The organism is Roseovarius sp. MBR-51 (genome assembly GCF_053628575.1).
In genome coordinates, this window is sequence record NZ_JBRJGQ010000006.1 from 126,953 (window position 1) to 150,320 (window position 23,368).

25 protein-coding genes are annotated in these 23,368 nt (G+C 63.5%); 12 read left to right on the plus strand and 13 right to left on the minus strand.

Going from position 1 to position 23,368, the window contains the following annotated elements:
• Nucleotides 1-33: 33 nt before the first annotated feature.
• Genes obgE through ACSSVY_RS10405 form a run of 3 tightly spaced genes read left to right on the plus strand, consistent with a single transcriptional unit; the run spans nucleotide 34 to nucleotide 3,459 of the window.
• On the plus strand, nucleotides 34-1,077 hold the full coding sequence (gene obgE / locus ACSSVY_RS10395) for a GTPase ObgE (RefSeq protein ID WP_454269487.1): 1,044 nt from the start codon (nucleotides 34-36) through the stop codon (nucleotides 1,075-1,077).
• Nucleotides 1,065-2,171, plus strand: coding sequence for a glutamate 5-kinase (gene proB, locus ACSSVY_RS10400; protein ID WP_454269488.1), 1,107 nt, complete (start codon nucleotides 1,065-1,067; stop codon nucleotides 2,169-2,171). The genes obgE and proB overlap by 13 nt, the downstream gene beginning before the upstream one ends.
• Nucleotides 2,172-2,193: 22 nt before the next feature.
• Complete coding sequence (locus tag ACSSVY_RS10405) at nucleotides 2,194-3,459, plus strand: glutamate-5-semialdehyde dehydrogenase (RefSeq protein ID WP_454269489.1); 1,266 nt, start codon at nucleotides 2,194-2,196, stop codon at nucleotides 3,457-3,459.
• On the opposite strand, the gene ACSSVY_RS10410 is transcribed toward ACSSVY_RS10405, so the two are convergent.
• Complete coding sequence (locus tag ACSSVY_RS10410; protein ID WP_454269490.1) at nucleotides 3,449-4,048, minus strand: histidine phosphotransferase family protein; 600 nt, start codon at nucleotides 4,046-4,048, stop codon at nucleotides 3,449-3,451. The two genes, ACSSVY_RS10405 and ACSSVY_RS10410, sit on opposite strands and share 11 nt — an antisense overlap.
• Nucleotides 4,049-4,073: 25 nt before the next feature.
• Between ACSSVY_RS10410 and ACSSVY_RS10415 the strand changes: the two genes are divergently transcribed.
• From ACSSVY_RS10415 to ACSSVY_RS10425, 3 genes are all read left to right on the plus strand, one after another.
• Nucleotides 4,074-4,256 carry a DUF3553 domain-containing protein gene (locus tag ACSSVY_RS10415; protein WP_040651557.1) on the plus strand — a complete coding sequence of 61 codons (183 nt, stop codon included), beginning with the start codon at nucleotides 4,074-4,076 and terminating at the stop codon, nucleotides 4,254-4,256.
• A 107-nt stretch (nucleotides 4,257-4,363) separates the two neighbouring features.
• The gene (locus ACSSVY_RS10420; RefSeq protein ID WP_454269491.1) at nucleotides 4,364-5,131 is read left to right on the plus strand and encodes a GNAT family N-acetyltransferase; all 768 of its coding nucleotides are present in this window, start codon (nucleotides 4,364-4,366) and stop codon (nucleotides 5,129-5,131) included.
• Between the two features lie 47 nt (nucleotides 5,132-5,178).
• Nucleotides 5,179-5,961: a lysophospholipid acyltransferase family protein gene (locus ACSSVY_RS10425; RefSeq protein ID WP_454269645.1), complete on the plus strand. Its 783-nt coding sequence runs from the start codon at nucleotides 5,179-5,181 to the stop codon at nucleotides 5,959-5,961.
• 57 nt (nucleotides 5,962-6,018) lie between these two features.
• Here ACSSVY_RS10425 and ACSSVY_RS10430 read toward each other — a convergent pair whose 3' ends face one another.
• Nucleotides 6,019-6,639 carry a thiamine phosphate synthase gene (locus ACSSVY_RS10430; protein ID WP_454269492.1) on the minus strand — a complete coding sequence of 207 codons (621 nt, stop codon included), beginning with the start codon at nucleotides 6,637-6,639 and terminating at the stop codon, nucleotides 6,019-6,021.
• Nucleotides 6,640-6,854: 215 nt separating this feature from the next.
• Between ACSSVY_RS10430 and ACSSVY_RS10435 the strand changes: the two genes are divergently transcribed.
• The 4 genes from ACSSVY_RS10435 to ACSSVY_RS10450 are packed head-to-tail and all read left to right on the plus strand — an operon-like array spanning nucleotide 6,855 to nucleotide 12,342.
• Nucleotides 6,855-8,252 carry a YcjX family protein gene (locus ACSSVY_RS10435; RefSeq protein ID WP_454269646.1) on the plus strand — a complete coding sequence of 466 codons (1,398 nt, stop codon included), beginning with the start codon at nucleotides 6,855-6,857 and terminating at the stop codon, nucleotides 8,250-8,252.
• Entirely contained in the window at nucleotides 8,249-8,695 is a 447-nt protein-coding gene (locus ACSSVY_RS10440; protein ID WP_454269493.1) for a GNAT family N-acetyltransferase, read from the plus strand. The genes ACSSVY_RS10435 and ACSSVY_RS10440 overlap by 4 nt, the downstream gene beginning before the upstream one ends.
• The gene (locus ACSSVY_RS10445) at nucleotides 8,692-9,693 is read left to right on the plus strand and encodes a YcjF family protein (RefSeq protein ID WP_454269495.1); all 1,002 of its coding nucleotides are present in this window, start codon (nucleotides 8,692-8,694) and stop codon (nucleotides 9,691-9,693) included. The genes ACSSVY_RS10440 and ACSSVY_RS10445 overlap by 4 nt, the downstream gene beginning before the upstream one ends.
• 3 nt (nucleotides 9,694-9,696) lie before the next feature.
• Nucleotides 9,697-12,342: a DUF2339 domain-containing protein gene (locus tag ACSSVY_RS10450; protein WP_454269496.1), complete on the plus strand. Its 2,646-nt coding sequence runs from the start codon at nucleotides 9,697-9,699 to the stop codon at nucleotides 12,340-12,342.
• On the opposite strand, the gene ACSSVY_RS10455 is transcribed toward ACSSVY_RS10450, so the two are convergent.
• From ACSSVY_RS10455 to ACSSVY_RS10490, 8 genes are all read right to left on the minus strand, one after another.
• The gene (locus ACSSVY_RS10455; RefSeq protein WP_454269497.1) at nucleotides 12,339-12,926 is read right to left on the minus strand and encodes a nucleotidyltransferase family protein; all 588 of its coding nucleotides are present in this window, start codon (nucleotides 12,924-12,926) and stop codon (nucleotides 12,339-12,341) included. The two genes, ACSSVY_RS10450 and ACSSVY_RS10455, sit on opposite strands and share 4 nt — an antisense overlap.
• Nucleotides 12,926-13,732: an ABC transporter permease gene (locus ACSSVY_RS10460; RefSeq protein ID WP_454269498.1), complete on the minus strand. Its 807-nt coding sequence runs from the start codon at nucleotides 13,730-13,732 to the stop codon at nucleotides 12,926-12,928. Before ACSSVY_RS10460 ends, ACSSVY_RS10455 begins: the two co-directional genes overlap by 1 nt.
• Nucleotides 13,729-14,610 (minus strand): ABC transporter permease, encoded by an 882-nt coding sequence (locus ACSSVY_RS10465; protein WP_454269500.1) that lies wholly within the window; start codon nucleotides 14,608-14,610, stop codon nucleotides 13,729-13,731. The genes ACSSVY_RS10460 and ACSSVY_RS10465 overlap by 4 nt, the downstream gene beginning before the upstream one ends.
• A gap of 83 nt (nucleotides 14,611-14,693) precedes the next feature.
• Nucleotides 14,694-15,407 carry a transporter substrate-binding domain-containing protein gene (locus ACSSVY_RS10470; protein ID WP_454269502.1) on the minus strand — a complete coding sequence of 238 codons (714 nt, stop codon included), beginning with the start codon at nucleotides 15,405-15,407 and terminating at the stop codon, nucleotides 14,694-14,696.
• 27 nt (nucleotides 15,408-15,434) lie between these two features.
• Nucleotides 15,435-16,211 carry an ABC transporter ATP-binding protein gene (locus tag ACSSVY_RS10475; protein ID WP_454269503.1) on the minus strand — a complete coding sequence of 259 codons (777 nt, stop codon included), beginning with the start codon at nucleotides 16,209-16,211 and terminating at the stop codon, nucleotides 15,435-15,437.
• 122 nt (nucleotides 16,212-16,333) lie between these two features.
• Entirely contained in the window at nucleotides 16,334-17,089 is a 756-nt protein-coding gene (locus ACSSVY_RS10480) for a phosphate/phosphite/phosphonate ABC transporter substrate-binding protein (RefSeq protein ID WP_454269504.1), read from the minus strand.
• Nucleotides 17,086-17,526, minus strand: a complete 441-nt coding sequence (locus tag ACSSVY_RS10485; RefSeq protein ID WP_454269505.1) for a tellurite resistance TerB family protein — start codon at nucleotides 17,524-17,526, stop codon at nucleotides 17,086-17,088. The genes ACSSVY_RS10480 and ACSSVY_RS10485 overlap by 4 nt, the downstream gene beginning before the upstream one ends.
• A gap of 65 nt (nucleotides 17,527-17,591) precedes the next feature.
• The gene (locus ACSSVY_RS10490; protein ID WP_454269506.1) at nucleotides 17,592-18,029 is read right to left on the minus strand and encodes a tellurite resistance TerB family protein; all 438 of its coding nucleotides are present in this window, start codon (nucleotides 18,027-18,029) and stop codon (nucleotides 17,592-17,594) included.
• A 144-nt stretch (nucleotides 18,030-18,173) separates the two neighbouring features.
• Between ACSSVY_RS10490 and ACSSVY_RS10495 the strand changes: the two genes are divergently transcribed.
• Nucleotides 18,174-18,749, plus strand: a complete 576-nt coding sequence (locus ACSSVY_RS10495; RefSeq protein ID WP_454269507.1) for a hypothetical protein — start codon at nucleotides 18,174-18,176, stop codon at nucleotides 18,747-18,749.
• Between the two features lie 9 nt (nucleotides 18,750-18,758).
• Here the strand turns inward: ACSSVY_RS10495 and ACSSVY_RS10500 are convergent, their stop codons facing one another.
• Complete coding sequence (locus ACSSVY_RS10500; RefSeq protein WP_454269508.1) at nucleotides 18,759-20,066, minus strand: HlyC/CorC family transporter; 1,308 nt, start codon at nucleotides 20,064-20,066, stop codon at nucleotides 18,759-18,761.
• A 70-nt stretch (nucleotides 20,067-20,136) separates the two neighbouring features.
• On the opposite strand from ACSSVY_RS10500, the gene ACSSVY_RS10505 reads away from it, so the two are divergent.
• Complete coding sequence (locus ACSSVY_RS10505; protein ID WP_454269509.1) at nucleotides 20,137-20,955, plus strand: metallophosphoesterase family protein; 819 nt, start codon at nucleotides 20,137-20,139, stop codon at nucleotides 20,953-20,955.
• Here the strand turns inward: ACSSVY_RS10505 and ACSSVY_RS10510 are convergent.
• A complete protein-coding gene (locus tag ACSSVY_RS10510; protein ID WP_454269510.1) occupies nucleotides 20,892-21,863 on the minus strand; it encodes a site-specific tyrosine recombinase XerD in 972 nt (323 codons plus the stop codon). The genes ACSSVY_RS10505 and ACSSVY_RS10510 overlap by 64 nt on opposite strands.
• On the minus strand, nucleotides 21,860-23,344 hold the full coding sequence (locus ACSSVY_RS10515) for a hypothetical protein (RefSeq protein WP_454269511.1): 1,485 nt from the start codon (nucleotides 23,342-23,344) through the stop codon (nucleotides 21,860-21,862). The genes ACSSVY_RS10510 and ACSSVY_RS10515 overlap by 4 nt, the downstream gene beginning before the upstream one ends.
• Nucleotides 23,345-23,368 lie beyond the last annotated feature (24 nt).

Here is a 23,368-nt window from a genome sequence, read left to right on the forward strand (position 1 = left end):
GGTCCGACAGGGCCTTTGCGGTAAGGACGGCATATGAAATTTCTCGATCTCGCAAAGGTCTATATCCGTTCCGGCGGCGGCGGTAGCGGCTGTGTCAGCTTTCGCCGGGAGAAGTTCATCGAATACGGTGGGCCCGATGGCGGCGACGGTGGCAATGGTGGTTCGGTCTGGGCGGAAACCGTCGATGGGCTGAACACGTTGATTGATTTCCGCTATCAGCAGCATTTCTTTGCCCATAGCGGCACGCCCGGCATGGGCCGTCAGCGCACGGGAGCCAGTGGCGATGACATCGTATTGCGCGTGCCGGTGGGCACCGAGATCCTCGACGAGGATATGGAAACGGTGATCGCCGACATGACCGAACTGGGGCAACGCGTGCTCTTGGCGCAGGGCGGCAATGGCGGCTGGGGCAACCTGCATTTCAAGACCTCGACCAATCAGGCGCCGCGTCGCGCCAATCCGGGGCAAGAGGGCGTCGAGCGCACGATCTGGCTGCGGTTGAAGCTGATTGCCGATGTGGGCCTCCTGGGTCTGCCCAATGCCGGGAAATCGACATTCCTTGCGGCCACGTCCAATGCGCGCCCCAAGATTGCCGATTATCCCTTTACCACTCTGCATCCCAATCTGGGCGTCGTGGGCGTGGACAATGTTGAGTTTGTGGTGGCCGATATTCCGGGGCTGATCGAGGGAGCATCCGAAGGCCGCGGCCTTGGCGACCTCTTTCTAGGCCATGTCGAGCGCTGTGCGGTGCTGCTGCATCTGGTGGATGGCAGTTCCGGTGATATTGTTGGCGATTATCAGACCATCATCACCGAGTTGGAAGCCTATGGTGGAGGGCTTGCCGACAAACCGCGTGTGACGGTGCTCAACAAGATCGACACGCTGGATGAGGAAGAGCGTGAATTTCTGCGCGAAGAACTGGAAACAGCCTGCGGCACGCCCGTCATGCTCATGTCGGGCGTATCGGGTGAAGGGGTGACAGACGTGTTGCGCGCGCTGAGGTCGCGAATCGACGCCGACCGTCTGCGCCACAAGGTGGTGGACGAGGACGAAGAAGATGCACCGTGGCAACCGTAACTGACGCGAAACGGTTGGTGATCAAGATCGGCTCGGCGCTTTTGGTGGACCGGGTGACAGGGGCCTTGCGGGCCGAATGGCTGGCGGCTCTGATCGAGGACGTGGTAAGGCTGCGCCAACGCGGTACGGATGTGATCCTTGTGTCGTCGGGGTCCATCGCGCTTGGACGGCGGGTGTTGAACCTGCCGCAGAGCGTTCTGACGCTGGAGCAATCGCAGGCCGCCGCCGCCGTGGGGCAAATCAGGCTGGCGGGGGCCTATGATGCGGCACTGGCGGCGCATGGGCTGACGGCGGCGCAGGTTCTGGTGACGCTGGAGGACAGCACCGACCGGCGGCGTTACCTCAATTCCCGGGCCACGCTGGAACAGCTTTTGCGGCTGGGGGCGGTGCCGATCGTCAATGAAAATGACACTGTGGCCACCGATGAAATCCGCTATGGCGACAATGATCGGCTGGCGGCGCAGGTGGCGGTCACGGCGGGGGCGGATCAGTTGATCCTGCTCAGTGACGTGGATGGGTTCTATTCCGCCAATCCGGCGCAGCATCCCTCTGCGCATCGGTTCGACGTGGTGGCGGCAATCACGCCCGAGATCGAGGCGATGGCCGGCGATGCTGTGTCGGGCCTGAGCAAGGGCGGCATGAAGACCAAGTTGATGGCGGCGAAAACGGCCACGGCGGGCGGCTGTGTGATGGCAATCACGCAAGGGGATGTGCTGCATCCGATCCAGGCGCTGGAAGATGGCGCGGCGGCAACGTGGTTCTTGGCCCAAGGCGATCCGCAGCAAAAGCGCAAGGCCTGGATTGCGGCGATGAAGCCCAAGGGGCGGGTCATCGTTGATGCCGGTGCGGCGCATGCCTTGTCGGCCGGCAGCAGCCTGCTTGCTGCCGGGGTGACAGAGGTCACGGGCCGGTTTGGCCGGGGTGATCCGGTCGAAGTGGCTGATGAGGCCGGGCGCGTTCTGGGGCAGGGCCTCACGCGGTACGACGCTGCGGATGCGGAGCGGATCAAACGGTTGCGTTCGGATCAGATCGAGGCGGTGCTGGGCTATCCAGCGCGCGGACCCTTGATGCATCGTGACGATATGGCATTCTGAGGCGGATTTCGGAGGGCGGGATATGAAAGACCAGACAGAGATTGTCGCGTTGATGGCCGAGATTGGCGCGCGCGCCCGAGCGGCCTCGGCTGAGCTGGCGATTGCCGATGCGGCGACAAAGCGCGCGGCACTGGAGGCGGCAGCCGATGCGGTCTGGGCCGCGCGGGCCGAGATCATGGAGGCCAATGCCCGTGATCTGGCCTATGGTCGCGACAAGGGTCTGTCAGAGGCAATGATGGACCGTCTGGCGCTCGATGACGCGCGAATTCAGGGAATCGTGGACGGGTTGCGCGCTGTTGCGGCGCAGGATGATCCGGTGGGAGAGGTTCTGGCGGAATGGGACAGGCCAAGCGGCCTGCATATCCGCCGGGTGCGCACGCCTTTGGGCGTGGTGGGCGTGATCTATGAGAGCCGCCCGAATGTGACGGCGGATGCCGGCGCGCTCTGCGTGAAATCCGGTAATGCGGTGATCCTGCGTGGCGGATCAGAAAGTTTTCATTCCTCGGGCGCAATCCATGCCTGTCTGGTGGCGGGGCTGCGGACGGCGGGCCTGCCGGAGGATGCGATTCAACTGGTGCCGACGCGGGACCGGGCGGCGGTCGGGGCGATGCTGACCATGACCGACACGATTGACGTGATCATACCGCGTGGTGGCAAGGGGCTTGTGGGTCTCGTGCAGCGCGAGGCGCGGGTACCGGTCTTTGCCCATCTTGAAGGAATTGTTCATATTTATCTTGATGTTGAGGCGGACCCAGCCAAGGCGCTCCGGGTCGTGGTCAACGCCAAGACCCGGCGCACGGGAATTTGCGGGGCGGCGGAATGTCTGCTGATCCATCGCGATATTGTCAATTCCATCGGTCAGGGCGTGATCCGCGCACTCTTGGAGTCTGGGGTTGAGGTGCGCGTCGATGCGGCTTTGCTGGGGATTGCAGGCACCGTTCCAGCCACAGATGAAGATTGGGGGCGCGAGTATCTCGACAGCATCATCGCCGTGAAAGCCGTTGAAAACATTGACGAAGCCATTGCGCATATCCGGCATTTCGGGTCCAATCACACCGATTGCATCGTGACCGAGGATGATGCGGCTGCGGCGCGGTTCTTTGCTCGGCTCGACAGCGCGATTCTGATGCGCAATGCGTCAACCCAGTTCGCGGATGGTGGCGAATTCGGCATGGGGGCAGAAATCGGCATCGCCACGGGCAAGATGCATGCGCGCGGTCCGGTTGGGGCAGCCCAACTGACGAGTTTCAAGTATCTGGTTGAAGGCGATGGCGCAATCAGAGGCTGACGCGGAATTCAGTGTCGGACAGCGTCGTGTCAACGCGTGAACTGCGGGTTGCAAGGCATTGAAACAATATTAAAAAATGTACCTGTGATGCGCTGACTTCCGGCCATTTTTCGGAACCCGACAGCGCTGCCCAGAGCGTGAGATCGGGATTGAGGCGTCCAGAGATCGCTGTGATGTGCCAGCGGTCATTCAGTCGAGACACATGCAACAGCCCGCCATAGGGCATCGCCTGTTCAACGCATAGAATGGTTAATAAAAGCGCCTGCGCCATCGGATGTGGGATGTCATCCGAGAGGCGCAGATCAAGCGTGATGCGTCCCTCGACATGCACCGCCGTGAGAATATCACACAGATCCTTTGCATGGATGCTCTGACCTTCGTCCGCCTGTCCAAAGGCCAGTCGAAAGAAGCGGATGCGTGCCGTGGCATTCGTGGCGCTTGAGGTGATCAGCGTTAATTCGGGGCTCTGGGGCACCCCAGAAAGATGCAGCAATTCCAATCCGTTGGAGATCGCTCCCAAGGGGCTGACAAGATCGTGGCAGATACGCGAGGCTATCAATGCGGCCAAGGGTTGGCTATGCTGCGGCATGGGACTCTCCGGGGCGGGATGTGGCATGACGGATATGAATTCGATACTTGAGCCGGGAATGCTGGTGCTGCATCCGCAGAGGCCGGATTGGGGAACGGGGCAGGTGCAATCGAATATCGGGGGCCGGATCACCGTTAACTTTCGTGAAGAAGGCAAGGTGGTGATTGATGGCAACCGCGTGGAACTGATACCCCTCCTTGATCCCTGATCCGGGTTAGCAAAAGGTTAACAGCCGCAAGACGCGGCGACCAGTCGGATCGTTGCACTCGGGGGCGGTCTTGCATAAAACGCGCTCAGACCACAGAGACGAGGCCGATGACCGCAAGCCCCCCCATATTTCGAGTAAAACTGGCCGAGTCACCTGAAGACCTGCGGGCTGCGCAGCGGTTGCGCTATGAGGTTTTTGTCACGGAACTGGGGGGTGACGGGCCTTTGGTCGATCATGTGGCCCGGCTGGAATGTGACCGGTTTGATCCGTTCTTTGATCACCTGTTGTTGCTCGATGAGTCTAAAAATGGTTATGTGGCAGGGGTTTACCGGCTGCTCCGCGATGATCAGGCGGCGCGGGCCGGGCAGTTTTATTCAGAGGATGAATATGACCTGACCGCCCTCAAGACCAGCGGGCGGCGGTTGATGGAGTTGGGGCGCTCTTGCCTTGCGAAATCCTATCGTGGTGGGCCGGGAATGTATCACCTCTGGAATGGTTTGGGCCGCTATGTCACGGATCATAAAATAGAAATTCTCTTTGGCGTGGCGAGTTTCCATGGCACCGATATCGCGGAACTGGCGCAACCGCTGAGCCTCTTGCACGCGCGACATCTGGTGCCGGAGGCGTTACGTGTGCGCGCACGAGCAGAGCATTTTCAGAGAATGGATTTGATTTCAGAGGATAATCTTGATCGTCGCATGGCGATGCGGCAGGTGCCTGCGCTGATCAAGGCCTATCTGCGGTTGGGCGGGTTTGTGGGCGAAGGGGCCTTTGTCGACCATCAATTCAACACAACCGACGTGTGTTTAATTCTTGATACAGACCGGATGACTGAAACACATAAATCCATTTATCAACAGGATCTTATAAGTTGAAGTTAAGGTGGCAATCAGAGGTGCCGCCGCCGGCGTTCAGGCTGTCGATGGCAGGGGTGTTGCGCGCCGGGTGGCGTGGCACATTTATCTTTCTCGTTATATTTCTGGGGGTTATGGCATCGGTTGGGCTGCGATTGATCGAGCGTCCGTTCTATGGGCTGCACAGACCGTGGAGTCCCTATGTGACGCAGTGGGTCTCTGCGGCGGTGTTTCGGGTGCTGGGGATGCGGCATGAGGTCGTGGGAACGTCCATGCGCGCCGCTGGAGCTGTGGTTGCTAACCACTCGTCATGGATGGACATTTTCGCACTCAATGCCCGCAAGCGTGTGTATTTTGTGTCAAAATCCGAAGTGGCGAAATGGCCGGGGATTGGTGGATTGGCCAAGTTGGTTGGAACGGTTTTCATCACGCGCGACCCGAAAGAGGCGAAGGCGCAGACCGAAATCTTTGAAGCGCGGTTGCTGGCGGGGCATAAGCTCTTGTTCTTTCCGGAAGGAAGTTCGACCGATGGAATGCGCGTTTTACCTTTTAAATCAACGCTTTTTCAGGCGTTCTTTAGTAAGAAGCTACAGCATGAAATCCACATTCAACCCGTCAGTGTCATCTATGAGGCCCCAAATGGGCAGGATCCGCGTTTCTATGGGTGGTGGGGGGATATGGAGTTTGGCGAGCATTTGCTGCGGGTTCTGGCGGTCCGGCGTAATGGCAAGGTGAGAGTCGTCTATCATCCCTATGTAAAGGTAGATGAATTTGAGAGTCGCAAGGTGTTGGCCGCTTGGGCGGAGGATCGGGTCAGGGCAGGAATGCCCGAGGATCGCCGGGGCCGGTGAGTGTGTACAGGGCGTACAATTTGACGCCTGTTCTGTACACAGCCCGGCCCCGCGACATCAGCCCATCGCGGCGATGAACCGGCCCAAGGCGGCGGCGGCGTCCTCGTCACGCCAGATCTCGTCACCGAAGGCAAAAAAATCGGTCATCGGAGCGAGTTGGGCGACGAGCGCCTCGTTCAGGGCGCCTTCGGCCACGACGGGCAGTTCAATTACCTTGGACCACCAGTCGAACACGTCGAGATCAACGCAAGCGCCGGTATCCAGAGCGGTCGCGCCGATCGGGCCAAAGCTGATGTAATCCGCGCCCGCCTCGCCTGCGGACATGCCGTCATGACGGGAGGTGCCGCAGAAACAGCCGACGATGGCATCCTCTCCGAGAGCTTTGCGCGCGGCGCGCACAGAGCGGGCAGCATCGGGAAGGTGGACACCGTCGAGCCCGTGCGGTTCGACGAGCATCAGGTGGCTGTCGATCACGAGCGCGACGTCGCGGGCATGTGTCACCTCGCGGCAGGCATCGGCGGCACGCGCGATGCGGTCCTCGTCACGGGTGGCGAGGCCAAGGCGCACGCAGGCGACCGCGTGACTGTCCAGCACACGGGCCAGCGTATCGGGAAAGACGCTGAGTTCAAAGTCTGGCGGGGTTATGAGGTAAATCTGAGGCTGCTCGGTCTCGGCCATTGGGGCTCTCCTGATGGATTTTTGACCCTATAGCGCGGAAAATCGGCTTTGACCATCGGGGAGGCCAGGGTTCCGATCAGGGAAAACGCCAGAATCCGCCGCGACGTCAGAGGCCTAAGGGGAAAAGGGGCGGACAAATGGCCCCTAGCAACCGGGGTGGCGGGTCTCTATCTTGTGGGCAAGAGGAAAAGGGGCAGTTCTTGGCGATAGCAGGCATGGCAGAGGGCGTGGTGCGCGGCATCGAGGGCTTGGGCGACCGTGTGAGCCAAGCGTTCTTCGAGCCGGTGATCCGGGTCGGAGTGACGGGCCTCGCGCGGGCGGGCAAGACGGTGTTCATCACCTCGCTCATCGCCAATTTGATGGACCGGGGCCGGATGCCCGGCCTCTTGGCGCAGGGCGAGGGGCGAATTCTTGCGGCCTATCTGCAACCACAGCCCGATGTGACCCTGCCACGCTTTGATTACGAGGCGCATCTGGCGGCCTTGACCGGCCCCGAGCCGCATTGGCCCGAGAGCACGCGCACGGTGTCGGAATTGCGCCTGTCGCTCCGCGTGCGGCCTGCGGGGCTCTTGGCGGGCATGACGGGGCCACGGGTGATCCATCTCGATATCGTGGATTATCCCGGCGAGTGGCTGCTGGATCTGGCGCTGTTGGACAAGAGTTATGATCAATGGGCGGCCGACGTTCTAAAGCGGATCAGCGCGCGCACGGAGGCCGCGCCCTATCTGGCGCAGGTGGGGCAGGTGGATGCGACGGCGCGTCTGGACGAGCCGGTGGCGCAGGCGTTGGCCGCAGGATTCACTGGCTATTTGCAGGCCGCGCGTGCCGCCGGGTTCTATGATTGCACGCCGGGGCGGTTCATCCTGCCGGGGGATCTGGCGGGATCGCCGGTGGTGACCTTTGCGCCCCTGCCGGAGGGCAAGGCGGGGCGGGGCAGCTTGCGGGCTGAAATGGCGCGGCGCTATGACGCCTACAAGCGCGAGGTGGTCAAACCGTTCTTTCGGGACCATTTCGCCAAGATTGACCGGCAGGTGGTCTTGGTTGACGCGCTGGATGCGATCCACAAGGGGCCGCAGGCGGTCGAGGATATGCGACGGGCGATGGCGGATATTCTGGGGGCGTTCCGACCGGGCCGCAATGCGTTCCTGACGCAATTGCTGTTGGGGCGGCGGGTGGAGCGTATCCTATTCGCCGCGACCAAGGCGGATCATCTGCATCATGCCCAGCACGGGCGGCTGACGGGGATCATGGCAGCCCTATTGCGTGAGGCGCGGGACCGGGCGGAATTCGCCGGGGCCACGACACAGTCAATGGCACTGGCCGCCCTGCGCGCCACGGTCGAGGAACGGGTGAGCCACAACGGCGAGATGCTCGACTGTGTGCGCGGGCGCTTGCTCGAGACCGGGCGGCAGGCGGCGTTCTATGCGGGTGATCTGCCGGACGATCCGGGGCAATTGCTGGCCCCGGCGCGGGCGGGGGCGACCGACTGGCTGGGTCAGGATTACCGGGTGATGCGCTTTGCGCCCGCCCCGCTCAATCTGCGGGCTGGCGAGGGGCCGCCGCATATCCGGCTGGACCGCGCCGCGCAATTCCTGATCGGGGACAAGCTATGAAAACGGCGCGCGCCCAGCTCTGGCATCTGCCGCGTCTGGCGGTGATCCTCTGGGGGTTCACCCGCGCAACGCCATGGTTGCCGCAGGTGCGCAGCCATTGGGAAGACCTGCGCGCGCTGAGATCGGTGATCCGGTGGGGGTGGGTCCGGGTGATCCGCGAGCAGGGCCGTGTCGCGGGATTTTTAGTCCGTGACGGTGACATTCTGCACGCGCTCTATGTGCATCCGATGCGGCGTGGGCGAGGGCTTGGTCGGGCGCTTCTGGCCGAGGCCAAGGCGGAAGCGGGCGTGCTGCGCCTCTGGGTGGTTGAGGCCAATGCGGCGGCGCGGGCCTTTTACGCGCGTCAAGGGTTTGTCGAGGCGGCGCGCAGCGCAGGTCTTGGCAATGATGAAGGTCTGCCGGATATCCTGATGGTTTGGCGTGGTGAAGGAGAAGGCGCGTGAGCAGCAACAAGGCGAAGGGTCCGGTTCTGATCGACATGGACGTTCCCGCCGCCGAGGGGCCGGACCGCGCGCCGCCGGTGCCCGATCCCGCCGAAGCCCCCGAGGGGCGGGCGATGCGGGCGGTGATTGCGCGGGGGGCATCCCGGCCCTCATGGCTGGGCCGACTTTTCTGGGGGCTGGCGCTTGGGCTGATGGGCGCTGCGGTCTCGGTGGCGGCGTGGGATTTTGCGGTTGGCTTGATCGCACGGGTGCCGGTGCTGGGCTACGGCGTGGCGGCGATGGGCGTGGGCCTCTTGCTGGTGGCGCTGCTGATCGGCCTGCGCGAAGTGGCGGGGTTTGCCCGGTTGGGGCGGCTCGATGCCCTGCGCGGACAGGCCGGGGTGGCGCTGGCGGAGGGAGATCTGGAGGCGGCACGGGCGGTTGTCGCGCGGCTGCGCGCGCTCTATGCGGCGCGGCCCGAGGCGGCCTGGGGGCTGGAGCGGCTGGCAGAGCGACAGGCGGAGCAGTTTGACGCCGAAGCGCTGTTGGGTCTGGCCGAGGTCGAGGTGCTGGCCCCGCTCGATGCGCTTGCGGTGCGCGAGGTCGAAGGGGCGGCGCGACAGGTGGCGATGGTCACGGCGCTGGTGCCGCTGGCGCTGGCCGATGTGGTGGGGGCCATGGTCGCCAATCTGCGGATGATCCGGGCGGTGGCCGAGATTTATGGTGGGCGCGCGGGTGTCTTGGGCAGTTGGCGGCTGGCGCGGGCGGTGATGGCGCATCTCTTGGCCACGGGGGCTGTGGCGGTGGGGGATGACATGATCAGCAGCGTGGCGGGGGGCAGCGTGCTCTCAAAGGTGTCGCGGCGGTTTGGGGAAGGCGTGGTCAATGGCGCGCTGACGGCGCGTGTGGGTGTGGCCGCGATCGAGGTTTGTCGACCGCTGCCGTTTCAACGCGGGCGCAGGCCTTCGGTCACAGGGTTGGTGCGGCGGGCGCTGACCGGGCTCTTCGGGCAGGGGTAATCCATGGACGCGTTGGCGGTTGTCATTGGGCTGTGCGTGCTGGCGCTCTTGCTCATCGGGGTGCCCTATCTCTTGGTGTCGCATGCGCGGCTGAAAGCGCGGGTGGCGCGGCTGGAGGCGGGGTTGAAACCTGCTGCGCCAGAGTTTTTGGCAGAGGCTGTGGCCGCGCCCGTTGTTGAAGAGCGTGCTGGCCCATGGGCCGTCGCGCCTGGTGTTACCCCTCAGACAGAACCCGAGACCGCACCGCCACGCGCCTTTGTGCTGCGGGCGGACCGGCTATCGGCGCTGATGGTGTGGGTCCGGGCGAACTGGGCCTTGGCGGTGGCAGGGGTGTCGCTGGCCCTGGCAGGCGTCTTCATGGTGCAATACGGGGTCGAGCAAGGGCTGCTCACGCCCTTCTGGCGGGTGATGGGTGCGCTGGCGCTCGGAGCCGCGCTGATTGCTTCAGGCGAGCGGCTGCGGCGGCGTTATGGGGATGAGGCGGCGGGCGCGGTCACCGGCCTGCCCTCGGTTCTGTCAGGGGCGGGGGTGATTGCGCTCTTTGCGGGCGTTCTGGCGGCGCGGGGGCTTTATGATTTGATCGGGCCGGGAGTGGCCTTGGCAGGCTTGGTGGGCGTTGGCGCGGGGGCTGTAGTCCTTGGCTGGTTCCATGGGCCGGTTTTGACGGCGCTTGGCCTGATCGGCGCGGGGGTTGCGCCGTTCATGGTGGGCGGACAGTCGGACACGCCGGGGGTGTTTTACGGGTATTATGCCGTCTTGGCGGCGGTCGGGCTGGCGGTGGATGCCGCGCGGCGGTGGGCGTGGATTTCGGTGCTGGCCTTGGCGGTCAGTATCGGCGGCGCGACGCTGCTCTATCTGGGTGAGGCGGGCGCGCTCCTCTATCTCACGTTCTGGGCGGTGCTGGTGGTGTTGACCGTGGTGGTGCCTGAGGCACGGCTGGTGCCGCAGCACAGGGGCAATTCGCTGCTGCGGCGCGTGTTGGCGGGCGGAGACTATCCCGATTTCCCGGTGCGGCTCGTGTGGGGTGTGGTGGGTCTGGCAAGCCTTGCAGCCCTCTGGATGGCACAGGACGGGCGCGAGGCGCGGGTGATCTGGGGGGCGCTTAGCCTGCTTGCGGGGATGCTGGCGGCGCTGATCCTTGGCACACGGCGGGCCGAAGCGCTGGAGGACGTACCGCTGGTCCCGGCCTTGACCGCGCTGATTTTGGTGACGCTCGAAGGGTTCGGGCAGGGGCCGGTCTGGTCCGGGTTCATGGCCGGGATCGAGCGGTTGCCCGAGGCGAAGATGCCGCTTGCGGCGAGTGTGCTGTTGGCGGGCGGGGCGGTGGCCTCGGCCCTTTTTGCGTTTCGGGCACGATATGCGGCGGGGGCGGTGCCGGTGATCCTGTGGAGCCTTGGCGCGGCGGTGATGGCACCGGGGCTGGCGCTAATCCTCGAACTCCTTTGGACCCCGGCGGCGGTGATCGGCGCCTATCCTTGGGCCTTGCAGGTGATGGCGTTGGCGGGGTTGATGGTGCTGTTCGCGCTGCGGGCGCGCGGGCCGGAGAGGCAACTGGCTGCTGCGCTCTTTGCCGGGGCGGCCATTGTGTTGATCACGCTGGCGCTCTTTGTCATGCTGAGCAAGGCGGCGCTGACGCTGGCCTTGGCGGTGATGGTTCTGGCCACGGCGCTGATTGACCGGCGGTACACTCTGCCGCTCTTGGGTGGGGTGGCGCAGGTGGGCGTCGCGGTGATCGGCTACCGTCTTGTGATTGATCCGGGTCTGACTTGGGCCGTGCGCGAGGCGGGGCTGGGCGATGTGCTCCTGTCGCATTTGGGGCCGCTGGCCCTGCTGGCGGCGGCATGGGGGGTGATGGCGGCGCGGGCCGGAGGGGCGACACGGGCGGTGATCGAAAGCGCTGTCTGGAGCATCACGGCGATATTTCTCAGCGTTATTATTCAGCGGTGGCTGGGTGGGCCGGGAGCGATGGGGCATGCGGGGCTGGGCCTGACAGCCGTGGTATGGCTCGCGTCCAGCATGGTGCAGCTCTGGCGGATGCGCGTGGGTGGGCGTGTGGTGCGCGGGCTGCGGCTGGCTCTTGGCTGTGGCATGGGGGCGGTGGCGCTGATCACGCTCATAGCGCAGGCGGTGCTGACCAATCCGCTGATCTCGGTGTTCTGGCGCAAGGAGATCGTGAGCGGGCCGTTGATCGTGGATTCGCTGGCTGCCGCCTATTTGCCGGTGGCGCTGGTCTTTGCCCTTGCGGCATGGAAGCTGGATCATCTGCCGCGTTTGCTGCGGCATGGCTTGGTCGTGGCGGGGGCCGGCTATGGCGCGTGGTATCTCGGGCTCGAGATCCGGCGGTTGTGGCAGGGGGATGACCTGAGCGTGCCGGGGGTGAGCGATGGCGAGCTATACAGCTACACGGTCGCGCTCATTCTGGTCTCGGTCGTGCTGTTGGGGTTGGCCCTGATGCGGCGGTCCGAGACCTTGCGGCGGGTGGCAATGGCCGGCGTCGCGCTGACCGTGGCCAAGGTGTTTCTGGTGGATATGGCGGGGCTGGCGGGGTTGGTGCGGGTGGCGTCCTTCCTCGGGCTTGGCTTGTCGTTGGCGGGGCTTGCGTGGCTCAATCGGCGCATTGCCGAGCATATGGGGCGTGACCCGGCTTAGGGTTGCGCGGCACGCCATGCTGCCCAAGCCTCGGGCGTGTCGAGGTCGGTTGTGGCGTGCTGGCCGGGCAGGGGCACAGGCGTCACGGGATGGGCGCGCAAGAGGTCGCGCGCGCCGGTGTCGCCGGTGATGTGGGTTAGCTCTGGTAGCAGGTGGGCCGGCAGAATCACCGGGTGGCCGGGTGTGCCATCCATGTCGCAGGCGCGCAAGATGGTTTCAGAATCATTGGCTTGCAGCATGAGGCTCATGTCGCTTGCGGTGAGGTCTGGCAGGTCGGGAAGCAAGATCATCAAGGCTGCGGCACCCTGGGCCATAGCCCATTCAGCGCCCGTGCGCAGCGAGGCGGACATGCCGGTTGCGGCATCGGGCACGGATAGGAGGGTGACGTTGAGCCCGTCAAGGGCCGCGCGGCGGGCAGCGGTCTCGGGCGGCAGGGTCACGGCCACGGCGCAGCCTGTCCCAAGGGCGAGCGTCACGCGGTCGCGCAAGAGCGGCTGACCGCGCACCGTTTCCAAGAGCTTATCCGTGCCTCGCATCCGTGACGAGGCCCCGGCGGCGGGAATGAGGATCGCCACTCCGCCCATCAGCGGATCAGGTTCATCCGCAGGCTGAGCTTGCGGCGGTATTCCTGCGGCAGATGGCGGTTGAGGTGGCGATTGATCAGGCCAAAGACACCGATCACGACCAGAGTGAGAAGGATGAAATAGCCCGCAAGGATCGGATAGGGCACGAAGGGGTTAAAGGTCTTGTCCGCGAAATACTTGGCATAGTAGAGCGCATCGCCGCGCTGTTGCCACACCGGAAAGCCCGAGAAAAAGACCAGTGTGGTGGCGTGAAAGAGAAAGATCGCCTCATTGGTATAGGCGGGCCAGGCGAGCCGCAGCATCGTGGGCCAGATGATCCGGCGAAAGCGCGGCCAGCCGGAAAAGCCGTAAGCATCCGCCGCCTCGACATCGCCCTTGGGGATGGAGCGCAGTGCGCCATAGAAAATCTCGCCGGAATAGGCGGCGGTGTTGAGGAACAGCACGATCATCGCGCCGAGCCAAGCCGAGGTCAGGATATCGAAGAAAGGCGAGACCGATTTGAGCGAGAGAAAGAAGAAATAGGCAAAGAAGAACTGGATAAAGAGTGGTGAGCCGCGAAAGACAAAGATGAACCATTCGGAGAGTTTGCGGATCACACGGTTGCGGGAGCCTTTGCCAAGCGCCACGGCGGTGGCAAGGATGAACCCGCTGACAAGGGCGAAGAACCCGAAATAGACGTTCCAGATCAGGCCAGAGCCGATCAGGGTCACTTGTTCGCAGAGGGTGAAATTGTCTTGTGGCAAGAGCCGTTCACCAATCCCAATGGCGCGCAGCCCATAGGCCTGAATGGTCTCGAGGCAGCTCATGCTGCTTTCCTTTGCGCTTCGCCGCCGGTGGTGGCCTGGCCCAGGGTGAGGCGTTGCATGAGGCGTTCCAGCACCACCTCTGACACGCGCGTGAAGCCGAGGTAGAACACCATCAGCCCCAGAAAATACCACATCCGCCAGTCGCCATGCGGATACTCGGTAAAGCGCGGGTTGGCGGTGGCACCGAGTTCGCGCGCCCAATAGACGATATCCTCGACCCCCAAGAGAAAGAGGAGCGGCGTGGCCTTGATCAGCACCATCCAGAGATTGCCAAGGCCGGGCAGGGCGTAGACCCACATCTGCGGCACCATGATCCGCCAGAAGGCCTGACGGCGCGACATGCCATAGGCTTCGGCGGTTTCCATCTGGGCGCGCGGCACGGCGCGCATGGCACCGAACAGCACATTGGCGGCAAAGGCCCCGAAAACGATGGCAAAGGTCAGAACGGCGAGCAGAAAGCCGTAGGATTCATGCACCCATTGCGGCGCGGAGCCAAGCGGCAGTTTGGCAGCCTGACAGACGACGAAATCATTGCCCTGACGGATCGGTTGGCCCCAATCGGGGCAAAGAACCTTGTGTCGCGCCCATTCAAAGGCCTGATCGAGCGCGATGACGAAAAAGAGGAAAAACGCGATGTCGGGCACGCCGCGCACGACCGCGATATAGGCCTTGCCGAACCAGCGGACCGGGGCGATATGCGCCCGCGCGGCCATCGCCCCCCCAAAGCCAAAGGCGAGGGCCGCAGGTGCCGTGATCGCCAAGAGCAACAGCACCGTGCCCACCGCATAGTAGAGTTGGAGGTGTTTGGACGTGGTAAGGTAGCAGGTGAGCCACGCAAACCCGTCGATACTGGCCGGATCGGAGCAAAAGGCAAACATTCTATCGCGCCTCGTCAGAGGGGGGCGGGGCCGCGTTTGGCCCCGCCGGCCGGTCAACTTTAATCGTCAACCTCAGGTCAGATTTAGAAGGTCAGGCCGATTTCCCATTTCTCGATCAGCGCGTTCAGGCTGCCATCGTCCTTCATCGACTGGATGGCGGCGTCGAGTTTGCCTTTGAGCTCGGCGTCGCTCTCGCGGACGCCAAGACCGATGCCGCCGCCGATCATCACCATCTCTTCGAGCAGTTCCAGACCTTCGTCCTCTTCTGCGACAGGCAGAAGAAAGGCGCGGTCGGCCAGAACGGCATCAGCCTCGCCGTTGCGCACGGCGGCGATGGATTCCTCGGGCGTGGCGTATTCGACCAGCGTGGCCCCACTGCTGGCGACATAAGAGGCCTGAATGGTGCCCGACTGGGCCGCGATGACGCCGGATTTCACATCGACATCCGCCGAGGGGGCGAGATAGGCCGAGGGATCGGGAAGGGTGTAATTCTGGGTGAAGTCGATCACCTGATCGCGCTCGTCGGTGATCGACATGCCCGCGATGATCACGTCATAGTTGCCGGACACGAGGTTGGGGATGATGCTGTCCCAGTCGTTCGTGACCCATTCGCAGGTCAGTTCGGCGCGTTTGCACAGCTCGTCGCCCAGCGCGCGCTCGAATCCGTCAACCTCGCCCTTGTCGTTGATGAAGTTATACGGAGGGTAGGCGCCCTCGGTGCCGAGACGGACGGTGTCGGCCATGGCAAAGCCGGTCGAGAGGGCCAGAGCGGCGGTTGTGAGTAGCAGTTTCTTCATGGTTTTCTCCCTTGGTTGGTTTTCGCCTCAGGCCGGATTGGTCGAGCTGAGGAACTGTTGCAGGCGTTCCGATTTCGGAGCGCCGAAGAGGCTGTCAGGCGGGCCCTGTTCTTCGATCAGGCCTTGGTGCAGGAACACGACATGATCGCTGACATCGGCGGCCATTCGCATGTCATGGGTGACGATCATCATGGTGCGGCCTTCGTTGGCCAGATCCTTGATGACGCGGATCACCTCTTGTTCGAGTTCGGGGTCGAGCGCCGATGTGGGTTCGTCGAAGAGAAGCGCCTCGGGTTCCATGCAGAGGGCGCGGGCAATTGCCGCGCGCTGTTGCTGACCACCCGAGAGCTGAGCCGGGTAAACATCGCATTTGTCGCCGATGCCCACCTTGTCTAGATACTTGCGCGCGGCCCCTTCGGCCTCGTGCCGATCTCGACCCAAGACAGTGACGGGTGCCTCCATCACGTTTTGCAGGATCGTGAGATGCGCCCAGAGATTGAATTGCTGAAACACCATGCTGAGATTGGTGCGGATGCGCAGCACCTGTTTGGGATCAGCGGGATGGCGGGCCAATCCTGTCCCCTTCCAGTGCACCGGCTCACCCTTGAAGAGGATGTCGCCCTGTTGGCTGTCCTCGAGCAGGTTGGCGCAGCGCAGGATGGTGGATTTGCCGGACCCGGACGAACCGATGAGCGAAACCACATCACCACGACGGGCCGCAATATCGACCCCCTTGATGACCTCAAGCGCGCCATAAGCCTTGTGCAGGTTGCGGATCTCGATAACCGGGGGCGTTTCGGACAAGGGGTGCTTCCGTTTCGGTGGTTTTTGACGCTTGCATGACAATAGGGCCGAAAAAATGGGCTGATGCAACTTGCAAAACGGGCGATTAGGGGACGGTTTGTGCGATTTGACGTACCGTCAGCTCAATTCGGAGGCTGTGGCGCAGGTGGTGACGCGGGATTGGGCAAGGCAAGATAATCCTCAGCCGGGATATGGGTCACGCCTGTTAAGCCAAGGGTTGTGCGCAAGGATGCAGGGAGCGCATTGATTGCATCCTTCAGAGCCGCGTGCAGCTGTTCGGCATCGCGCCCGAGAGCGGTGATATAGGGCAAGGCCGGTGTCGGATCTGTCCGGCCCAACACGCGCAGGTGTTTGGGGAACTGGTCATATGCCTGCATGAATTGCCAACTGAGCGCGTCGAGCGCGGCGATATCGGCGCGCCCCTCGGCCACGGCCATCGCAGAGGCGCGGTGCGCGCCGGTGTGGACGGGATTGCCAAAGGCAAATCCGCGCGCAGCGGCCCAGTTTTGCGGCGCGGCCCAGCCGGATTGCGAGAGCGCGTCGTTATAGGCGAGGCGCGCGGTGGCGAAATCCTCGGGGCGCTCGCGCGGGTCATCGGCGCGGGCGACCAAGACGCTATAGTACAGCCCCGGCGGACAGTCGGGCAGGTCGAGCACGGGGCTGCCCACCAGCGTTACCCGGCCATGCAGCCGTGCGCGGTAAGGATAGCCACAGGTCTGCGACAGCAAGAGGTCCGGGCTAAGCCAATGGGTCCAGACTTCTCCGTCGCGGTCGAGGGTGTCCGGCCCGTGCCCAAGCGCGGCGTGCACGCCCTGCCAGAGCGCGTCATTGGCTGCCGCTGTCTCTGGTCGGTCATACATCGGCAGGCTGGCGATCATGATTGCCCCATGACGCGTTGACGGGCGCGGGCGCTTTCCTGATCCGTGATGCCCAAGAGGCTGGCGACCAGCCGCAAGAGCGCATCCTCATCCGCCTCGCGCTGCCCATCGGCCAAGGCCACCTTCCAGAGCGCCTCGATTACGCCCATGCGGTCCTCATGTGGCACCGCATCCTTGATCGCGCGGGTAAAGCGGACCGTATCGGGGGCCTCGCTCTCGAGCGTTTCGGCCTCTTGGCGCAAGGCCTCGGCCTGAGGCTGCGGCAGGCCATAGCGGGCAGAGATGATGCGCGTGATGCGGATGATCTCGGAGGCGGAATAGTCTCCATCGGTGCGTGCGACACGCACAAGGAGGGCACAGAGCGCCAGACGGGCATCGCCGCCGGTCATCGGCTCGGGGGCTGGTTGAATCAGCCGCTTCAGAAAATCTGCAAACATGGCACAGGTATAGGGTGCGACGTGGCGCAGGCCAATGGGGAATTCGTAGGGAACTTCGCGTGGCTTTACTGGGATTCGGCCAATGCGCGGGCGGCGTCGCTGTCGGCGTGGCTGAGACCCATCGTCTCGCGGGCGGCGTCGATCACCTGCAATTCCTCGGGTTGGCTGGCGCCGTCGGAGAGGACCACCTCCCACAATGCCTCGAGCGCGCTCAGGCGGGCCTCGAGGCTGACGGTCTCGCGGATGATATGGCCAAAGCGGTCGGTTTCGGGGGCGGCCCGCTCCAGCCGTTCCGAGAGCGCGCGCATCTTGGCGGCCTCGACCGGGCCAAGCCCATAGATGCGCGTCAGGAGACGGTCGATTCGCTTGATCTCTGCCAGCTCGTAATGGTGGTCGGATTTTGCCACCCGAACCATAAGGGCGCCCAGCGCAAGTTTCTCGTCCGGCTCTGGCAAGGGGGCCGGTTTGGTGGCGGAAAAGGCGTGCAGAATGCGGGTCAACATGGGTGCGAATCTATCCGCTAAACTGGCCTATCCCAAGTGGAATTTATCGGCTGCCCAAATGGTGTCACAGTTGTTCCGCAGAAAGCGCACTTTCTGAACTCACAAGGGTGTGATCTGCCTTTTCCTCAGTTTACGGAGCCTCCCATGCCGCAGCCCGGTCCGTTTGATTGGTCCGTAAGCACAGCCGCAGAGCAAATCGCGTATCTGCGATCCCTGTCCCGCGAGGCCTTTCGTGAGGCGCTCTGTGCCTATGACTGGTCCTTGCTGCCGGAGCCGGTGCTGGGGTGGGGCATGGCGCAACGCGAGATTGACCTTTGCAGCGCTCTGGCGGTGTTTTTCAACGGCGAACCTGCGCGGTTCAACTATATGCCCAAGAGTCATGTTCCGGGTGATCTTGGCGGAGTGGCGCGGGTGCTGGACAATATCTGTTTGCGGATCAACAGCGGCTTTTACCTTGTCTATCCGGGGCAGTCTCCGCGCTGTCAGGCCAAGCTGTCGACATGGTTGACCTACCAGCAGGCAGACCGCACGGAGGGGCGGCGGGGGCGCTGGATGCTGGACGAGCGTATCCTTGCGCCGATGTTGCAGAACGACCTGCGGCTGCCGCCTGACCTCGCCCCCGCAAAGGCCGCGCGCCCTAGTCTCTGGCGTGATCTGCTGAGCCCGATCATCGGATTGGGCGTGGACCGCGATATTCTGAAATACAAAGAGCCGCGCTAGATCCGACAATCAGAGCTTGCGCACCTTGAGTTTGGTGATGCGGTTGTCTTTGCGCGCGACGACCTGAAACCGGAAACCGTGAAAGATGAAGACCTGATCCACCTTGGGGATCATCTGGGCCTCGTGGATCACCAGACCGGCAACGGTATTCGCGGCCTCGTCGGGTAGTGTCCAGTCCGTGGCGCGGTTCAGGTCGCGGATGGTCATGGCCCCATCCACGAGGAACTGATTGTCCTCGGTCTTGCGAATCGTATGCTCGGCGTCGGGGTCGAATTCATCGGTGATCTCGCCGACGATCTCCTCGAGAATATCCTCGAGCGTGATCAACCCCTGAAGCGTGCCATATTCATCGACCACCATGGCGAAATGGCTGCGCATACGCAGGAATTGCCGCATCTGATCGTCGAGCGTGGTGGTTTCCGGCACGAAATACGGCTTGCGCGCGATGCTGCAGACATCGAAATCCTTGAGGGCTGCGGCCCCCAGTTCGGATGCGGTGATCAGTTTGTGAATGGCGCGCAAGAGATCCTTGGCATGGACCACACCGATGATGTTGTCGGGGTCGTCGCGGTAGAGCGGCAGGCGGGTGTGATTGCTTTCAAGACATTGGTTGAGAATCGCATCCGGTTCCGACTCGGCGTTGATCATTTCGATCCGCGAGCGATGAAGCATGATTTCCTCGACCGCGCGTTCCCCCAGATCAAGCGCGCCAAGGATGCGGTCACGGTCCTCTTTCTCGACCACGCCTTCGGACTGGCCCAGATAGAGCGCGCCCGCAATTTCCTCGCGCACCGCGAGAATATGGCTGTCAGGGTCGGTCTGCACGCCAAAGAGCGCCAGAATACGGCGCACGAACCAGCGCACGGCGGTCACGATGGGCGAAAAGATCTTGATCACCCACACAATGAGGGGGGCGGTGCGGGCGGCAGCGGCCTCGGCATTGGTGATGGCGTAGGTCTTGGGCAGAACCTCGGCAAAGACCAGCACCAGAATCGTCATCACGAGAGTGGCAAGGGCGACACCGCTCTCACCGAAGAGGCGGGTAAAGAGCGCGGTGGCCAGCGAGGCGGCGAGGATGTTCACCATATTGTTGCCAAGCAGCACCGAGCCGATCAGCCGCTCGTTATCCTCTGTGATGCGGAGCGCGGTTTCAGCCCCGCGCGAGCCCTTTTCGGCCTGCGCGCGCAGCTTGCCGCGCGAGGCGGCGGTGAGTGCGGTTTCGCTGCCTGAGAAGAAGGCGGACATAACCAGAAGCGCGACGATCGCGCCGGTGGTGATCCAGAATGTCAGGTCGGGTGCGCTTGGCGCGGCTTCCATCTTTGTTCGGTCCCTCGTAGTTTACAGGGTTATGGGGCGTCCGCCCCCTGCATTCAAGGGAGCATTGGCGATGCGGATCGCGGAATTGGGGGAGATGGTCGGTCCTGTCCTGGTTTTTGGCGGGCCCTATTCAAATTTGCAGGCGATGCAGGCGATTCTGGCACGGGCCGGGGGCCTTGGCATCCCGCCCGAGCGGATGATTTGCACCGGGGACGTCGTGGCCTATTGTGCGCAGCCGGTCGAGACCGTGGCGCTGATCCGTGCGGCGGGGTGTGCCGTGCTCGCGGGCAATTGCGAGCGGCAGTTGGCGGAGAATGCGATGGATTGCGGCTGTGGATTCGAGGCGGGCACGCAGTGTGATCTCTTGTCGGCGGGATGGTATCGCCATGCGGATCGGTCTGTCGGGACCGAGCCGCGGGGTTGGATGGCGGGTTTGCCGGATCTCATCCTCTTCACCCATGCCGGTCGACGGGTGGCGGTGATTCACGGCGGGCTGACGGAGGTGAGCCGCTTTATCTGGCCCGTGTCGGATGAGGCGGTGTTTCAAGAGGAAATCGCAGCTATTCGAGAGGTTACAGGCCCTATTGATATGGTTCTGGCGGGGCACTCCGGTCTGATGTTCCAACGTGCGATCGGGGCGGTGACCTGGGTCAACGCCGGGGCCATCGGCATGCCGCCGCATGATGGCCGGCTCGAGACTGGATTTGCCGTGCTCGAAGCGGCTGGCGTGGTGTTTCACCGGCTGGCCTATGATCATGGTGCGGCACATGCGGCGATGCGGGCGGCGGGGCTGGTGCAGGGCTATGATCGCGCGCTTGTGAGCGGCTATTGGCCGTCGGAGGATGTGTTGCCGCCGGTTTTGCGCCGGGCGGCCTGTGCCAGCGGATGATGTTCCTGCACCAGCGCCTGCAAGCGCGCCTCGAGCACATGCGTGTAAATCTCGGTTGTGGCGATATCGGCATGGCCCAAGAGGGTCTGAATGACCCGTAGATCCGCCCCATTGGCCAGAAGATGCGTCGCGAAGGCGTGGCGCAGGGTATGAGGTGTCACCTTATCCGGATCAACATGAGCTTTGACTGCGAATTCTTTAATAAGGTTGTAAAACCTGTGGCGAGTTAGATATCCCGCCGTTCCGCCTGAGGCAAAGAGAAAGGGCGAGGGTGTCAGGCCTTTGCTGCGGCGCGCGGTCTCTTCGGCGTCGCGCAGCGCCAGCCAGTCAACCAGCGCCGCGCGGGCGGGTGGCGAGAGGGGCACCATGCGTTCCTTGCCGCCCTTGCCGCGCACCAAAAGCATCTGCGGGTCGCCCCGCGCGGCGGCAAGGGGCAGCGAGACCAGCTCGCTCACGCGCATGCCGGTGGCATAGAGCAGCGCCATGAGGCAAGCGTTACGGCAGCGTTCTGTGGCGGTGCGGCCATGCTGGGGGGCAACCTCGAGCAGGCGGCTGACCTCATCCTCGGTCAGGGTCTTGGGCAGGCGCTGCGCCTTGCCCGCTCCCTTGATGCGTATGGCGGGGTTGTCGGCGCGCAACCGTTCCTCAAAGGCAAAACGGTAAAGTTGCCGGATGGCCGAGAGCCTGCGCGCCCGCGTGGCCTGAGCCAAGCCCTGAGCGTCGCACTGAACCAGATAGGATTCGATATCGGGTTGCATGAGGTTTTCTAGGCTAAGGTTTTGATATTTAACCCAATCCGTAAAATCTCGCAGATCGCGCGCATAGGCCATCAGGGTGTTCTTTGCAGCCCCAAGCTCCGCCGCCTGAGCCTCGAGAAAGAGATCGACCCAAGCGGTGTCGCCGGTCACCCGCGGCGCTCCAACAACAGGAGTTGCAGGGCGGCACGGCGGGCGGTGTCCTCCAGCCCGACCGCGCGCAGGGTGGCGAGCGCGCCGGTCAACGCGTCGCGGGCGGCGTCGCCGCGACTGATTTGTCGCGCTGCGGCCAGGATCGCTTCGCCCAAGCGACCTGCGTCGATCAGCGCCTGATGGTCCGGCGCAGGCTCTTCGCTGGCAAATCCGGTGGCGATGGCACCTTGGAGGGCGCTGCGCGCGGTAGCTGCTGGAGGCCTACCACGGGCGGTCTCGATCAGAAACGTCTGGTCCGGCGTGGGTGTTTGAAGCAACGCCTCCGCCTGTTCATACTGCGCAGAAAGAAGCATTATTTCAAAGACCTGGGAGCGAATGCTCGCGGGGGGATCGAGCGCGGCGAGGCGCTCTGCAAAAAGCTCGGCAAAGACCACCTCGAGATGCTCTTCGCGGGCCGCACGCCAAGCGATTGGCAGGGCTTCGGTCAGGGCTTCGGTTGCCCCCTCGCTCAACGTCCGATCAAGCGCCTGCACGGCGGCGACCCGGTCCCAGACACCGCCAGAGGCCGCCGGGCGGCGTTCGGTATAGAGGCCAAGCAGGCGCGCGGCGGGAACGGCACCGGTGCGGGCAAGGCGCTCTGCGGCCTCGATCTCGGCCTTCCATCCCGACGTGCCGCGCAGATCTGCCATGGCAAAGGCGCGGGGCAGGTTATGGGTGGGCAGGGCGGTACCGATCGCCTCAAAGAGACGGAATTGCAGCGCCGTGAGGGTCTGCGGCGGCTCGGGTGCGTCTGTCTCGTCGATCAGCTCGGGATCGAGATAGAGCGCGAGGAGCGTCGCGTCCGTCTCTGAGAGGGCATTAAGTGCTGTGGCGCTGTGATAGGTAAGTGCGGCCGTATTCCAGTCACCGCCACGCGCCGCACAGAATATCCGCGCGCTCAGATCAGAGGACAGGTGAGGTTTGCGAGTCAGCGCGGTGCAGGCCGAGTCCTCTTGCCCCAGCAAGAGTGACAGAGCAAACCATTGATCAAAAAGAACTTCTGTCATTGGTCCGGCGCGCTCTGACAGGGCTTGCGCGGGCTCGATCGCGCCAAACTCTGTCAGGGCCTCGAGGCGGGCGCGCAGAAACTTTGCGTCGGATCCGGCATCCAGCGGTGCATTCGCCTCTGCCAGAAGGAGCGTGTAGTAGAGCGCCTGAATGGCGGGAATGGGCTCTGCCTCGAGGCGGGAAAAGGCGCGGGTGAGATCGTTGGTGGCGCTCTTGTCCCAGAGCGTCGCAGGCAGGCCGGTGGTCGTGCTGGGCAAGAGGCCAACCGCATCGGCGCGCGGCGCGTCAAGGGCTGTCACGGTCACGGGCGGCACATCCACGCCGTCGCTGGCGGGCGGTTCACCCAGAGGCGTGCGGGGAATGGTGGTCACGGCGGCGGTGCTGGCCTGATCCAACCAGTCAATCGCCGACAGCGGTTGCTGCGCTGCGGCCATGGTCGCCGTGCAACATCCTAACAA